This is a genomic window from Aliagarivorans taiwanensis DSM 22990, assembly GCF_000429505.1.
GTDB classification, from domain to species: Bacteria; Pseudomonadota; Gammaproteobacteria; order Enterobacterales; family Celerinatantimonadaceae; genus Aliagarivorans; species Aliagarivorans taiwanensis.
Genome location: NZ_AUBZ01000042.1, coordinates 1 through 14729, shown reverse-complemented (window position 1 = coordinate 14729; position 14729 = coordinate 1). Strand labels below are relative to the sequence as shown.

12 protein-coding genes are annotated in these 14729 nt (G+C 54.0%); 2 read left to right on the top strand and 10 right to left on the bottom strand.

Features of this window, described 5'->3' with window-relative positions; genetic code table 11:
• From G462_RS0117525 to pilM, 8 genes are all read right to left on the bottom strand, one after another.
• Positions 1-1497 (bottom strand): SPOR domain-containing protein, encoded by a 1497-nt coding sequence (locus G462_RS0117525; protein ID WP_026960146.1) that lies wholly within the window; start codon positions 1495-1497, stop codon positions 1-3.
• A 9-nt stretch (positions 1498-1506) separates the two neighbouring features.
• On the bottom strand, positions 1507-2583 hold the full coding sequence (gene aroB, locus G462_RS0117520; protein ID WP_026960145.1) for a 3-dehydroquinate synthase: 1077 nt from the start codon (positions 2581-2583) through the stop codon (positions 1507-1509).
• 7 nt (positions 2584-2590) lie between these two features.
• Positions 2591-3106, bottom strand: coding sequence for a shikimate kinase AroK (gene aroK, locus G462_RS0117515; protein WP_026960144.1), 516 nt, complete (start codon positions 3104-3106; stop codon positions 2591-2593).
• Between the two features lie 198 nt (positions 3107-3304).
• On the bottom strand, positions 3305-5359 hold the full coding sequence (locus G462_RS0117510) for a type IV pilus secretin PilQ (RefSeq protein WP_157378666.1): 2055 nt from the start codon (positions 5357-5359) through the stop codon (positions 3305-3307).
• A gap of 18 nt (positions 5360-5377) precedes the next feature.
• The gene (locus G462_RS0117505; protein ID WP_026960142.1) at positions 5378-5896 is read right to left on the bottom strand and encodes a pilus assembly protein PilP; all 519 of its coding nucleotides are present in this window, start codon (positions 5894-5896) and stop codon (positions 5378-5380) included.
• Complete coding sequence (locus G462_RS0117500; RefSeq protein WP_026960141.1) at positions 5893-6489, bottom strand: type IV pilus inner membrane component PilO; 597 nt, start codon at positions 6487-6489, stop codon at positions 5893-5895. The genes G462_RS0117505 and G462_RS0117500 overlap by 4 nt, the downstream gene beginning before the upstream one ends.
• Complete coding sequence (locus G462_RS0117495; protein WP_026960140.1) at positions 6467-7057, bottom strand: PilN domain-containing protein; 591 nt, start codon at positions 7055-7057, stop codon at positions 6467-6469. Before G462_RS0117495 ends, G462_RS0117500 begins: the two co-directional genes overlap by 23 nt.
• Positions 7050-8126 (bottom strand): type IV pilus assembly protein PilM, encoded by a 1077-nt coding sequence (gene pilM / locus G462_RS0117490; protein ID WP_026960139.1) that lies wholly within the window; start codon positions 8124-8126, stop codon positions 7050-7052. The genes G462_RS0117495 and pilM overlap by 8 nt, the downstream gene beginning before the upstream one ends.
• A gap of 158 nt (positions 8127-8284) precedes the next feature.
• On the opposite strand from pilM, the gene G462_RS0117485 reads away from it, so the two are divergent.
• Positions 8285-10906 carry a penicillin-binding protein 1A gene (locus tag G462_RS0117485; protein WP_026960138.1) on the top strand — a complete coding sequence of 874 codons (2622 nt, stop codon included), beginning with the start codon at positions 8285-8287 and terminating at the stop codon, positions 10904-10906.
• A gap of 68 nt (positions 10907-10974) precedes the next feature.
• Here the strand turns inward: G462_RS0117485 and oxyR are convergent, their stop codons facing one another.
• Positions 10975-11865, bottom strand: a complete 891-nt coding sequence (oxyR, locus tag G462_RS0117480; protein ID WP_026960137.1) for a DNA-binding transcriptional regulator OxyR — start codon at positions 11863-11865, stop codon at positions 10975-10977.
• 235 nt (positions 11866-12100) lie between these two features.
• Between oxyR and G462_RS0117475 the strand changes: the two genes are divergently transcribed.
• Entirely contained in the window at positions 12101-14260 is a 2160-nt protein-coding gene (locus tag G462_RS0117475) for an Ig-like domain-containing protein (protein ID WP_026960136.1), read from the top strand.
• A 116-nt stretch (positions 14261-14376) separates the two neighbouring features.
• Here G462_RS0117475 and G462_RS23245 read toward each other — a convergent pair.
• The coding region (locus tag G462_RS23245) for an EF-Tu C-terminal domain-related protein (RefSeq protein ID WP_035478219.1) at positions 14377-14729 on the bottom strand (353 nt) is incomplete at its 5' end.

Here is a 14729-nt window from a genome sequence, read left to right as displayed (position 1 = left end):
TTAGTTATTTATCTCGAACTGGACTTGCTTAAACTGCTTGAGCAGCGAATCAAGGCCCTGTTCTTTCAGGCGGCTACGGGCACTGGTCGCGTCACTGCGTTTATCAAAATTACCGTAGATAATTCGGTAGGGGGCGTTTGGCGTGGTCTCCGAACGGTATACCCATACTGGCTCTTGCCACTGACGTGACGATACAAAGCTCTCGGCCGTTTGGCGACTCTTGAGCGCCATCAACTGTAGCGTGTAGTTGCTCTCGGGTAGCTCCAGCAGCATCGCTTTGACGTCAGTCACTTTGATGGCGACATCCTCTTCGGCGGCTTCTTCGATAGCCGCCTCGGCTTGCTCGGTTTCAGGTAACTGCGCAGGGATGGGATCCGATGATTCAGCCTCTGCAGGCTCATCAACCGACAGCTCAGATTCAAGCTCTACCACTGGCTGTTCGCTAGCGGGCTGGCTCTGCTCTGCTAGCAAGCGATTGACTACTTCGTCTTCCACGATAACCCGTAGCTCATCTTTGTCACTGCTTGAGCCTAGCTCAACGCCATTACCGCTCACCAACTCGGGCAACTCGACATCATCGCTTTCAGCCGAGCCCGGCAGGCGACGCGGATTAGTGGCGCTCACGGCATCGGCAGGCTCAGCGAGCAGCTCTGTTTGATGCTCTTCCAACAGCGGTACTTCGATGCGCGCTTCCTGCTCATCGTTATCGCTACCCGACTCCGAGAGCACCTGAACCAGCAGGCCAGCCACCGCGGCGATCAGAATTAGTGCGAGAACGAAGGAAATCTTGCTGCGATTGTTACTTGGGGCATCACTCATGGGTAGCTCTCCGTTAACTATCTCATCCACAAATTGGTAAATCTGCCTTGGGTTACCTTTCGCCCCATCGATATGCTGCTCGATAGCCTCGCGGTTCTCCACCTTGGCTTGATAACTGGCGCGGCGAAACAGCGTGGTCGCAAGCAACATCGACTCGCGAAAGCTCAGCGCGGCCACATCCATCTGCAGCGGGTGGGCACCCGCCAAGGCGCTCACATCACTGAGTGCTTCGCTGTGGAGCAAGACCACTGACAGCGGATGGGGCTGATGCTTGGCAAAGGCTTGCATCAACGCGACCAACTCTTGCAGCAGCTTGGCGGATAGATGTTCGGCATTATCGATGATCACCAGAATCCCTGACTCAGCCTGCTCCAGGTTACGCTGGAAGCTGTCTAGCAAGGGATCGGCAGGGTTAAACAGCGGCTCATGGAGCAGCTGTTGCAGCAGGGTCTGACGGACTTCGCTGTCGTCAGTTGCGGCTTTTAAGGTCAGTAAGGCTTGATTAGCAAAGGCGCTTTGTTCCAGCAGCAAGCCCGCAACGGCGGACTTGCCTCCACCCGCGTCACCGCGGACGGTAATCATTCTAGAGCTGAAGCGAACCTGGGTAATAATGCGCTCGCATAGCTGGATCTGACTCTGCAAGGGTGCATAGATCGCAGCTTGCTGTTGTTTAACCATGTTCTACTCTTATCGGACTCGTTCGATGACTGCTTTTATATCACTTTCCTTAGCTGTATCAACCACTTTCGCGCTACCTATTGACGTAGGCAACACCAATCGCAGTACCCCGTTGAGGACTTTCTTGTCGCGCAACATATGCGGTAAAAACTGTTCAACGCCCATTTCGCTCGGTGGGCTCACCGGTAGCTTGGCGCGCTCGATCAAGGCCGTCATGCGCGCCACTTGCGCCTGATCAACCAGCCCCAGCAGCTCAGCACAATGGGCCGCCATCACCATACCCGCTCCGACCGCTTCACCGTGCAGCCACTGGCCGTAGCCTTGCTCAGCCTCGATGGCGTGGCCAAAGGTATGGCCCAGATTCAGCAATGCACGGATGCCGCTCTCGCGCTCATCCTGCTTGACCACTTCGGCTTTGATTTCGCAGCAGCGAGCAATCGCATAGCTCATCGCTTCAGGCTCTAGCGCCAGCAGCGCATCGAGATTGGCTTCCAACCACTCGAAAAAAGCAAAATCATAGATAATACCGTACTTGATCACCTCGGCCAGACCCGCGCTTAGCTCGCGCTCTGGCAAGGTCTTCAGGCAATCGATATCAATTACCACCGACTTGGGCTGGTAGAAGGCCCCGATCATGTTCTTGCCCATCGGGTGGTTAACCGCGGTTTTACCGCCTACCGATGAGTCTACCTGCGAGAGCAGCGTGGTGGGCACCTGAATGAACGGTACGCCGCGCTGATAGCAAGACGCGGCAAAACCGGCCATATCGCCGATAACACCGCCACCTAATGCCACAATGGTGGTATCGCGGCTATGCAGCTGCTCGAGTAAGGCGCTGAAGATCTGATTCAGTACTTCCAGATTCTTGTGTTGCTCGCCGTCGGGCAGTATCACTGTGTCGACGACCAAACCTTCCAGGCTCGCCTTAAGCTGCTCTAAATAGAGTGGCGCAATGGTCTCATTGGTTACCACCATTACCTTTTTGCTGGCAATGGCCCCTAGAAACAAATCGGGCTGGACTAATAAGCCCTGCCCGATCGAGATGGGATAGCTGCGCTCTCCTAGAGCAACGGTAAGACGTTCCATCGTGGTCTTAGAATCCTAGTTTTTCGATAATTTGATTGGCTACAGATTTAGCGCTTTGGTCATCGGTTTGAACGGTGTAGTCAGCAACCTCGGTGTACAGCGGGTTGCGCTCTGAAGCCAGTGACTCCAGTACATCTCTTGGCTCGTCGTTTTGCAGCAGCGGACGACGTTTGTCGCGCTGGGTACGGGCAAACTGCTTGTCGATAGTCGTCTCCAGATAAACAACGATACCGCGCGCAGACAAGCGGTTACGGCTTTCTTTGCTTATTACCGAGCCGCCGCCGGTTGCCAATACAATACCTTGGAGTTGGGTCAGATCATCAATCACACCCTCTTCACGTACGCGGAAGCCATCTTCACCTTCTACATCGAAAACCCAAGCGATATCAGCACCAGTGCGACGCTCAATTTCGTGGTCGGTATCATAGAACTGCATGTGTAGTTGTTGTGCAAGATGACGACCGATAGTGCTCTTTCCAGCACCCATTGGTCCGACAAGGAAGATATTTCGTTTCTCAGCCATGTTTATTCAATTTACTGTCTTTGTCTGTTTAACTCCGCCTTGCGGAGTGCCGTTAACCAACCTTAGTAAAAAGATCAGGGCGGGGATTATCTCAGCTTGAGGGGTTGTTATGCAACCGCTAATAACGCCCCAAAAACGGCGTGAAGATTGGCTTGGGCAAAGGGCTTAACGCCCTCGCTCAAACCCGCTGTTTATCGTCTAAAGCGCGTCGACCAGAATTCGCGGTGTTACGAAGATCAGTAGTTCCCGCTTACTTACGCTAGCCACGGTGTTACGGAACAGAAAGCCGAAACCGGGGATGTCGCCCAATACTGGAACCTTAGTGACCCGATCCACCGACTCTTGTTGGTAGATGCCACCCAGCACGATGGTCTCGCCATTTTTTACCAACACTTGGGTGGCAATCTCTTGAGTATCGATGGCTACGGCCAAACCGGTGGGGGTTTGCACGGCATCGCCCTCGCTGTTCTGGGTAATCACCAAGTCCAGGATCACGTTACCATCGGGGGTGATCTGCGGGGTTACCTTCAGTCCTAACACCGCTTTTTTGAAGGTGACCGAAGTCGCACCGCTTGAGGAGGCCTCCACGTAGGGGATTTCACGACCTTGCTCAATATAAGCGGGCTTTTGGTTGGCGGTGGTAATACGCGGGCTGGCGATCACCTCCCCTTTGTTTTCTTGCTCAAGAGCCGACAGCTCCAAGTCGAGGATCTGACCGTTAGCAAATTGCGCCACTTGAAAGGCCAAGGTACCGGCCGGGTTTTGCACCGGCAGATTAACGTTCAGACGATCGTCAATGTTCTCCAAACTGGTGGTGGTGCCGTTCACCACATCCGATAGGATGTTGTTGGCCCCCTCAAGGGTACCGGAGGTAATCCCGGTGGAGTTGCCCAAGTCGGCATTATTGGTGACGCCCCAGCGGATGCCCAACTCTTCGTTTACATCGTCGGCGACGGTAACCATACGCGCTTCGATTACCACCTGTTTAACCGGCACATCCAGCTTGTCTAACATCTGCTTGATGCTGGCCAATGACTGCTCGGTATCTTTTACCAGCAAGGTATTGGTCCGCTCATCCACCGCCACCGAACCACGCTCGGAAAGCAAAGAGACCTGATCGCCTTGCAGCAGGTTGGCCAGCTCCACGGCTTTGGCATAGTTAATCTGCATGTACTCGGAGTAAAGCGGCGCCAGCTCAGCCACCTGTTGGGCGCTCTCGAGTTGCTGGCGTTCTTGTTCGGCTAGCTCGGCGGCCGGGGCCACTAACAGTACGTTGTTCTCCAGTCGCTTATCCAGCCCTTTAACTTTGAGGATGATATCCAGCGCCTGCTCCCACGGCACATTGTCCATACGCAGGGTAATGTTGCCGCTCACCGTGTCGGTGGTGACCAGGTTGAACTGATTGAAATCGGCGATAAGCTGCAGCACAGTGCGCACTGGGATGTCTTGGAAGTTGAGCGAAATCGGTTTGCCTTGGTAGACCTGCTGCTGTTCGCTGACCTTCTCTTCAACCGCCTTTACTTCCACCATCAACAGCGACTCACTTTGGTCGTAGCGATAGTCGAACTCGCCGTCGACATTCATCACCAGCATCACCTTACCGGGCTCTTCAAACACCTCTACCTGCTGGACCGGCGTGGCGAAGTCGACCACATCCATGATGTACAGCAGCTCACTACTCACACCGGTATTAAACAGGTTGATGGTCAGGCTTTGATCGCGCCGCTCAATATCGGCGGCGATGGCGCGGTTATTCAGCGAGATCATCAACTGCCCTGAGCCTTGCTTGCCGCGGCGGAAATCCAGCCCCACCACTTGGTTGATTTGCTCTGTGGAGCGCGAGGTAAAATCGGCCTGCGGAGGCGCGCCAACCAATAGGCGCAGGGCATCGCCTTCATTTTTAAGCTGATAGGGCATCAGTTTATCTAAGCCAATCTCTACGCTCAGTAGCCCCGCCTTGCGCTCAGTCGTCAGCTGCTGCAGACCATCGAAGTTTAAGGGGACCGGATTGAGCGAGAGCGCTGAGCGCGCCTCGGGAATGCTTAGAACAATCTGGTTCGGCGCATAGGCCAGCTGGTCGCTCACGCCAGTCACTTGGCCATCAAACTGAAACAGCAGTTCGATCACGCCATTGGCCAAGGACTGTGTTTTAACCTCGGTAAGCTGCGCAGCTTGCACTGAAGAGACCATGGCCATTACCAGGCTCAGTCCAAGCACACGATTCCACCACTTCTTAAGCATCATTCCATTCATGCCTGTTTTATCCCTAAATTAAGACTGGTCAAGCGCGAGTTGGGTGAGTCGCTTGCTCCAACATCCTTTACCGTCTTCTACTTCTTCTGTGATGTTTATTGCAGAGGGCTCGATGCTGGTGATCTGCCCCCGATGTAAGCCCAAGTAGTCACCGACTTTTAAACGGTGCACCTGAGAGCCCGCCTCAACCAGCGCCCATGGCGTGCTGTCCTGCCACACCACGCCGCGCATCGACATACTCGATAAAGACACCAGCTCTAATGGCCCCTTGGCTCGCTGCCAATCGGGCTGAAAGTCACAATCGACCACCAACTCTTCAGCGGGAGCAATCTCAACCTCTGGCTTGGGCAGTAAAAACGGTGAGCGCAGCTCGCTGCTCTGGTAGCTGAGATGCTCGAAATGAACAATCTCGGGAATGTCTTCTTCGAGCGGGTATTTACGTGCTTTTACTTCTGCCACATACAGCTCAAGGTTGTCTTGAGTGGGCTGGCAGGCCACTAAGCCAAAAGCGAGAACTAAACCGACCAGATACTTCATGGCTGCTCCTCTGGCGGTGTTTCTTTATAGCGGTAGGTTTTCACCAGCAGACTCATCTGCAAGCGGTCATCGGCAGTGAGTTGCTTGATGGAGAACTGGTCGAGAATCACAATCCGCGGCAGCGCCGCGACTGCACTGACAAACTCACCCAGCTGGTGATAGCCGCCGGTGACTTCGATGGCGATGGGCAGTTCGATGGAGAAGTCCTGCTCTTGCTCTTCCAGCCAGGTCAGCTGCTTAAACTCTAGGCCATTATCGATACCCACAAAGCTCAGCTCATCGATAAGGCCAGGGATCTCATGTTGCTCCGGCAACTGTCTGAGCAAGGTGTCGAAGGCCTCCTCCATCTTCTCTACCTGCTTTTTGTAGACCGGCAGATAGCTAGCAACCGCCGCCTTGGCTTCAAATGAGGAGCGTAGTTCCAGTTCTCGGGCTTGTAGGCTCTCGAGCTGCTTTCGCTCGTCGGATAGTTGAAAGTAGTAATACACCACGGCCAGGCCGATACACACCACCAACACAAAGATCCCCTTGGCAACCTTGGGCCAAGACTCGATGTTCTCAAAGTCCAACTCATTGAGCTGCTGAAGATCCATCTTCACTCTCCTTGTCGGGTTGAACCAGCTCGATGGTGACATCGATATGAAAGCGGCTCAGATTAAGCCGCTCGTCTTCACTCTCTTGCGCCACAATCGATGAGATCTGCGGCACCGCCAACCAGCTGCGCTGCTCGATGTTGCGCATAAAACTGGCGACCCGGTAATTGGCCTCACTCATCCCATCTAGCGCCAAGTTAAGGCCTGCGTAGCTAAGCTCATCGAGGTAGACCCCTTCCGGGGTGATAAGCGGCAGCTGATTAAACATCTTAGTAGGCAGATTACGGCGTAGTTGCAGTCGTTCAATCAGAGCAATTCGCTCTTCCAAGGCCTGCTTGCGCGCCTTGATGGCGCGGATTTCGCCGATTTGCGCATCCAGAATCACGATTTGGGTATCAAGATACTGATTGCGAGCGCTCTGCGCCTTCTGCAAGCCATTGATATAAAACTGCACCCCGGCTAGGGCGACAACGGTTAACATGACACTCAAGCCAAAACTGAGCCAGAACTGCTGCTTGCGCTTGGCCTTGCGCTCCTCGCGCCATGGGAGCAAGTTGATCTTAGACATGATCAAAGCTCCTCAAGGCCAGCCCCAACGCGGTCATGTATTTGGCCCCCTCTTCGAGGTACATGTTGCGCCCCTGAATCGAGGCCGATAAGGGCATGCACTCAAATGGGCAGGCGACAATCAAGGGCAAGTCCAGCTCACCTTTAAGCTGGGTGACGATTTCGCCATCCAAGCTGACCCCACCGCTAATCGCAATCGCATCGACATTTTTATAGCCGCTGGAGGAGATAAACAGCGACAGCTGGCGCTTTATCTGCTGGGCCAAGGATTGCACATACTGCGGATAGGCCATTTGCAGCACTTCTTCAGATAAGGTTAGGGTTTGCCAGGCTTGGTTGGCTTCGTCAGGTTTCATCTGGGCAAGGGGGGCGGCTTGCAGCGCGAACTGCTCGCCACCGAAATTCTGCTCGCGGTTGTAGATCACCTCGCCTTTGGTGAGCACCGCAAAGTTCATGGTGCGCTCGCCAATGTCGATCAGTGCGACGACGCCTTCTTGGGCCAAGGGGTCTTGTTGATAGCTGAGCTGGAACTGCCAGGCGCGTCCGAGCGCATGGCTTTGCACGTCCACCACTTGGGCTTGAAAATGCGCCTCAGAGAGCACTTCGGCCAAAGTGTTGACCATCTCGGAGCGAGCAGCACTTAGCAGCACATCATCGCGCCGTGAATCGTTGGGGTTCTCGCCCAGCACTTCGAAGTCGAGGCTGATTTCATCGATGGGGAACGGAATATTTTTTTCAGCTTCCAGCTCTACTTGGCTCTCTAGCTCAAGTTCAGAAAGGCCGTTATCTAACTGGATGACTTTGGTAATCACCTGATTACCGGAGACCGCCGTAGCTACACGGCGGATCTTTCCCGGCAACTTGCCCCGCAGGCGTTCCAGCGCAGCTACGATATCGTCAGGGGCGCCAATTTGATGATCGACCCAAGCGCCTTCGGGCATCGCCTCAGACGCAATCGCTTCCACACTGTAGCCTTCGCCCTGTTTGGTGAGCAACATTCCTTTGATAGTCGAACTGCCGAAATCAATACCAAACAACGCTGGCGTGCTATTTCTTCCTTTAATTAGCATGAATTTTCGCCAACAGTGATTAAAATTAACGACTTACAGTACTAATGAACATAGAACCTAAAACCCATCCTCGCTAACAGATATCTGAAAGTTGTCGAAACGCTTCACAGATTGACGATATAATCGGCGCCTAACCGAATGGAGTACAACGATTTTCAATGAAATGGCTTAAACGATTGCTGGCGCTAGGCGTTTTTGGGCTTTTTTGCGGCATTGCCGGAGTACTGGGCTTGTACTTCTACTTTGCCCCACAACTCCCCGATGTCAGCACCTTAAGAGACGTGCAGCTACAAACCCCGATGCGGGTGTTCAGCGCCGATGGTGAACTCATCTCACAATTTGGCGAGCAACGCCGGATCCCACTAGCGCTAGACGATGTGCCAGAGCAGATGATCCAAGCGGTACTGGCCACCGAAGACAATCGTTTCTACCAGCACCCCGGTATTGACCCCATCGGCATCACCCGTGCGGCGGTCAACTTAGCGGTGACGGGAGAGAAGAGCCAGGGCGCGAGTACCATCACCCAACAGGTGGCGCGAAACTTCTTCCTGACCCGGGAGAAGACCTATATCCGGAAGATTAAAGAGATCTTCCTAGCCATCAAAATCGAGCGGGAACTCAGCAAAGACGAGATCCTGGCGCTCTACTTAAACAAGATCCCACTGGGTTACCGCTCGTTCGGTGTCGGCGCTGCCGCTCAAGTTTACTATGGTAAAGACGTTGAAGAGCTAACACTGGCGCAGATTGCCGTGATCGCAGGCCTGCCACAAGCGCCTTCTGCGCTGAACCCGATCCGCTCACCTGAGCGCGCCCGCGAGCGTCGCAGAGTGGTACTGGGGCGTATGCTGACCACAGGTTACATCACCCAAGCCGAGTTTGATGAAGCCAATAATGCAGAGATCACCGCCACCTATCACGGCGCCGAGATCACCCTGCCCGCCCCCTACCTCGCTGAGATGGTTCGTCAGGAGATGCTTGAACGCTTCGGTGAAGAGGCCTACTCCAGCGGGATGGATGTATACACCACCATCAATGCCAAGCATCAACAGGCCGCCGAGCAAGCTCTGCGCGATAACCTGCTAGCCTATGACCACCGTCATGGCTACCGCGGCGCCATCGCCAAGCTTTGGGAAGACGGCCAAGAGGCCGAGTCTACTGAAGCATTGATTGAGCGCCTACGTAGCTACCCGAACTACGGACCACTGCGCGCGGCCGTGGTATTAGAGGTTGGTGAAACCGACGCCAGTATTCTGGTTAAGGGTGGCAAGTCTGGCACCATAGACTGGGATGGCATGAAATGGGCGCGCCGCTTTATTACCGATAGCCGCCAGGGGCCAGCACCTAAGTCGCCTTCGGAGATATTGGCCAGCGGCGATGTAATCTGGGTTGAGGCCTTGCCGGTAAACGCAGAGGAGCCCGTCGAGACCGAAGGCGAAGCCCTTGCCCAAGAAGGTATGGCTGAGGAAGCAGACGCCGTTGAGGCGCAAACTGAAGTTGCTCTGGCCTACCGATTAAGCCAACTGCCCGATGCCGGCGCGGCACTGGTGGCCCTGTCACCCAATGATGGCGCAGTGCGCGCACTGGTTGGCGGCTTTAGCTTCAACCAGAGCAAGTTTAACCGGGTAACCCAAGCCAGCCGTCAGGTGGGCTCGAACATCAAGCCGTTCCTTTACTCCGCCGCCTTTGAGCGGGGCATGACCCTAGCCTCACTGGTCAACGATGCGCCGATTAATCGCTGGGATCAGGCGATGGGCGTGGCATGGCGTCCGCGCAACTCGCCCGAGGTCTACGATGGCCCGATGCGACTACGCGTTGCCTTGGCACAATCCAAGAACGTGGTATCGGTGCGCTTGATCCGCCAACTCGGTGTACCGCAGGTGATTGATCACCTAGCGAAGTTCGGCTTCCCAGCCGATGAGCTGCCGCGTAACGAGACCTTGTCGCTTGGCTCGGCCTCACTGACTCCGATGCAAGTGGCCAGCGCCTATGGCTCGTTCGCCAATGGCGGCTATCTGGTCAGCCCCTACTTTATCGAACGGGTCGAAGACAGCATGGGCGAGGTCATCTACCAAGCCGAGCCTCAACTAGCCTGTAGCGAGTGTGAGGAAGAGTTGGCGGCCTTTGAGCAGCATCGCCAAGTCGCGGGTGAGCTAGCTGCAGCGCTATGTGAAGAGCCCGAACAAAGCGATTGTGAACAAGCGCCACACTACAACTTGGCACCGCGAGTTATCTCCGAGCAAAATGCCTTCTTGGTCACCCAAGCACTCAACAGTGCGATCTGGGGCGGCGGAAACTGGTCGCATAAAACCGGCTGGAATGGCACTGGCTGGCGCGCCGCACAGCAGCTTAAGCGTCGTGATATCGCCGGTAAAACCGGTACCACCAACGATGCCAAAGATGCGTGGTTCTCAGGTTACAGCCAGGACTTGGTCGTCACCTCATGGATTGGCTTCGATGACTTTAACCGCACCCTAGGCCAAGCGAGTTACAACAACAACTTGGGCCGAAACCAAGTGACGGGTTCAGAGTTCGGTGCGCGTACCGCCCAACCAGCCTGGATTGATTACATGCAGGTGGCACTGGATGGCGTGGACAACAAGCCGTTTAGAGTGCCAGAAGGGGTGTCTACGGTGCGCATCGACCGTAGCAGCGGTTTGCTAACCAACAAGAGCGATCACACCACCCGCTTTGAGTACTTTGAGCAGGGCTCGGAGCCAAAACGCTACAGCCGACAGCAGTCAGGCTCGGTGTTTGATTCTGAGGATGACGAGCTGTTCTAGATTGCCGAGAACAAGCGGATACTGATAGCAAAAGGCCCCTGTATCACTACAGGGGCCTTTTTAGTTAATTAAGCCTCGCTCCAGTGCTTTTGAATGAGGGCAGCGAGTTCGTTAAAGCAGGGGCGACGCACCGAGTTCTGACGGTACACCATACTAATAAGGCGGGTTGGCTGCTCAGGGCAGAATGGCCGATACACCACACCTTCAGACTGTTTTGTCGAAGGCACCGCCAACTCTGGCAACAAGGTCATCCCCATACCGGCCGCCACCATATGGCGCAAGGTCTCAAGGCTGGTCGCCTTAAAGCTGGTGTCCTCTGAGGCGCCGGCGTTAAAGCAGTAGTCCATGGCTTGGTCGCGCAGACAGTGTCCGTCTTCCAGCATCAACAGTTGTTCGCCCTTAAGCGCACCCAGTTCGACTTCCTCGCGCGCATTCCAAGGGTGCTGTGGCGGAAGCGCCAACATCAGCGATTCGTGGTAAAGGTCGATGGAGCCGAAGCGCTCCATCTCAGGCAGGTAGGCCAATACCAGACAGTCAATCTCGCCTTCATCTAAGCGCTGCAGCAATACATGGGTCTGCTCTTCATAGAGGAACAGCTCCATATCTTTAAAGGTCTCGCGAATATGCGGCACGATGCGCGGTAGCAAGTAAGGCGCAACGGTAGGGATTAAGCCCATATGCAGTGGGCCGGCCATTGGCGCCTGAAAGCTCTTGGCCATGTCCTTCATGGCTTTGACTTCCATCAGGATTTTGCGCGCCTGCGCAGCCAGCTCATCGCCAGCATGGGTGAAGATAACCTTACGGGAGGTTCGTTCGATCAGCAGTAGACCGAGCTCTTCTTCGAGCTTGGAGATCTGTCCACTCAAGGTTGGCTGGCTAACAAAGCACTTTTCAGCGGCCTTGCGAAAGTGCTTCACTTCCTGCAGCGCCAGTAAATATTCTAAATCGCGTAAATTCATAACCCCTCCATACAAGCACGCTCATAGTAGTGCGATGCGCGCCGTAGCTCCAGCAAATAACCACTGTTGCGGATGATTAGTTTGATCTCAATTAAACCCTCCCCTCGAACTCAAACTACATCCCAACTCTCTGTTATTTACTGGAATTTGTTCCGCAAAATAGGCGCTGGTGTGTTTTATAAAACTACAAGGACAAGTCGGGACAGGGTAGTTCCGACATTCAGGAGGAAATCTGATGACGTGGTTTAAGCGTGGATGCTTAGTGTTACTTTGCTCTTTTCTATTTGCCTGTGGTGGTGGGGACGATTTTAACCTTGGTGGCGATAGCGGGGGCGGAGATGGTGATGGCGACGGCGATGGCACAGGCACCGCAGCGCTTTCCTTAACCCTCTACGACTGTAATGGCATCAGCGATATTCCCAATGGCTGCGCAACAACTAGTAGCCTATCCATAGAATCTCCCGCAACTGTTGTCGCCCAGCTCAAAGATGCCGATGGCAATGCAGCTGCGAACCAAGTGATCAGCCTGGCCACAACCAACGTCAACTTAAGCGCTGAAGCGATTCTTACCGACTCTAGCGGACAAGCCATCGCAACCCTGTTTGCGCAACTAGAAACAACAGGTGCAGATACCCTTTCTGCAACAAACGACAACTTAGGCGCGTCTTCTTCCATCGGTTATCAAGTTGGTCAACCCAATCTTTCCATGACCTTGGTCGCTGGCATCGATGAGTCAGAGACTCTATCGGCAGACGCGACTACTAGCTTCACGGCTACTATTACTGATGGTAACGGCGACCTCTACACCACGCCTGTGGATATCAGTTTTAGTTCCGGTTGTGCCACCAGTTCGCTAGCCAACCTAAGCGAGACGGTAACTAGCGTAAATGGCGTAGCAACTGCCATCTATGAAGCACAAGGTTGCTCTGGGGCCGATACCATTACTGCAACCCCAGCCGTCAGCGTTATATCTCCGCAACAAGCCACCATCAATATTGCCGAAACCAATGCCAACAGCATCGATTTTGTATCGGCTACCCCCGAAACTATCTACCTGTCCGAGTCGGTGGGTAGCACCATTTCCGTTGTGCGCTTTAGAGTGCTGAACGCTCTCGACCAACCCAAGTCCGGTCAAGTCGTTGAGTTCGCCCTAGACTCCAGCTTACATGGCGTATCGATTAGCCCAATGAGCGCTCAATCGAATGCTGATGGCGAGGTGGTCACACGGGTAACCAGTGGGCGTATGTCGGGTACGGTGGTGGTAACGGCAAGTTTCACCGATGAAGACAATAAACAAGTTTCAGCCACCTCTAACTCATTGGCTATTCGCACTGGTATTCCAACGCAAGAGACCATGTCGTTATCCGCAGAGACCCTTGCTGTTGAAGCATGGAACGTCGACGGAGTAACCAGTGAGCTGATCCTGCGAGTCAGTGATGAGAATAACAACCCGGTTCCCGATAACACTTCCGTGGTGTTTACCGCAGAAGGTGGTCAAGTAACGGCTAACTGCCTGACTTCAGGAGAGACAACCAACAGCAGTTGTACCGTGTCCTGGGTAAGCCAAAACCCTCGCCCTAAAGGTCATGTACGTAGCTTTGCAAGTGGTAGCTGTGGTGCGCCGGGTTACATTCCTGTTGATGTAGCAAACACCCAAGGAACCAATGTCTACGGGGTTGGACGGGCCACGATACTCGCCACGACGCTGGGGCAAGAAACCTTCTCAGATGCCAACGGAAACCGCGTGTTTGATAGTGGCGAAACCTATACTGCTCTCCCAGAAGCCTGGGTAGACGCAGATGAGAATGGGAGCTTCAATAGCAGCGGTATTTTCAATCACGATGACGACAACGTGACTGAAGACTTTCGAGACTTCAACAACAATAACGAGTACGACAGTGCCACTGGAGTAAACAACTCGAGCATACCCGCTGCAAGCGTCACCGAACTCTACAACGGCCTCTCTTGCACGCCTGACTCAGAAACCGCAGGTATCTGTACCCGCGATTTTGTAGAGATACGCGATTCAGTGGTGATAGTGATGGCGACCTCGGCGGCAAATATCTTGATCTCGGATTCATCTAATACTGCCGCTAAGAGCGAGGTTGACCTTATAACCAATGCTTCCGAGTCTCTTGTTATCACTGTGCAGGATTTAAACGGTAATCAGATGCCAGCGGGAACCAGTGTGTCGCTCTCGACAGATAATGGCGAGCTATCTGGCACGACGAGTTTTAACATTGCCGACGGTACACGGCTCTGCGACACCTTTGGGGTAACAGTGGTCAGGGAAACCTCTCCTAACAACCGTTCCGAGGGCTCTTTGATAGTTGAAGTGACAAGCCCTGCAGGTGTGGTGACCTCTCGATCGATTACCGTTCGAGATTCAGGCTAAGGCACGCAATCGTTTAGGCATCAGGTCAGCGCAGCGTGCACAAGACCCGATGCCCATAAACACAAAAAGGCGAGCCGAAGCTCGCCTTTTCTAATGCGTTCCTAAGAATCGACTAATTAGTCGATGATCTTAGATACAACACCTGCACCTACGGTACGGCCACCTTCACGGATAGCGAAACGTAGACCTTCGTCCATTGCGATTGGGCAAATCAGCTCAACAACGAACTTCAGGTTATCACCAGGCATTACCATTTCTACGCCTTCTGGCAGCTCTACTGAACCAGTTACGTCAGTTGTACGGAAGTAGAACTGTGGACGGTAGCCTTTGAAGAATGGAGTGTGACGACCGCCTTCATCTTTAGACAGTACGTATACTTCAGACTCAAACTTGGTGTGAGGAGTGATGGTACCTGGCTGAGCCAGTACTTGACCACGTTGTACTTCGTCACGCTTAGTACCACGTAGCA

Excerpts from the sequence above, each read along its gene's own strand:
- G462_RS0117525 (WP_026960146.1), bottom strand. The coding sequence starts at position 1,497 with ATGGTTAAACAACAGCAAGCTGCGATCTATGCACCCTTGCAGAGTCAG.
- aroB (WP_026960145.1), bottom strand. The coding sequence starts at position 2,583 with ATGGAACGTCTTACCGTTGCTCTAGGAGAGCGCAGCTATCCCATCTCG.
- aroK (WP_026960144.1), bottom strand. The coding sequence starts at position 3,106 with ATGGCTGAGAAACGAAATATCTTCCTTGTCGGACCAATGGGTGCTGGA.
- G462_RS0117510 (WP_157378666.1), bottom strand. The coding sequence starts at position 5,359 with ATGAATGGAATGATGCTTAAGAAGTGGTGGAATCGTGTGCTTGGACTG.
- G462_RS0117505 (WP_026960142.1), bottom strand. The coding sequence starts at position 5,896 with ATGAAGTATCTGGTCGGTTTAGTTCTCGCTTTTGGCTTAGTGGCCTGC.
- G462_RS0117500 (WP_026960141.1), bottom strand. The coding sequence starts at position 6,489 with ATGGATCTTCAGCAGCTCAATGAGTTGGACTTTGAGAACATCGAGTCT.
- G462_RS0117495 (WP_026960140.1), bottom strand. The coding sequence starts at position 7,057 with ATGTCTAAGATCAACTTGCTCCCATGGCGCGAGGAGCGCAAGGCCAAG.
- pilM (WP_026960139.1), bottom strand. The coding sequence starts at position 8,126 with ATGCTAATTAAAGGAAGAAATAGCACGCCAGCGTTGTTTGGTATTGAT.
- G462_RS0117485 (WP_026960138.1), top strand. The coding sequence starts at position 8,285 with ATGAAATGGCTTAAACGATTGCTGGCGCTAGGCGTTTTTGGGCTTTTT.
- oxyR (WP_026960137.1), bottom strand. The coding sequence starts at position 11,865 with ATGAATTTACGCGATTTAGAATATTTACTGGCGCTGCAGGAAGTGAAG.
- G462_RS0117475 (WP_026960136.1), top strand. The coding sequence starts at position 12,101 with ATGACGTGGTTTAAGCGTGGATGCTTAGTGTTACTTTGCTCTTTTCTA.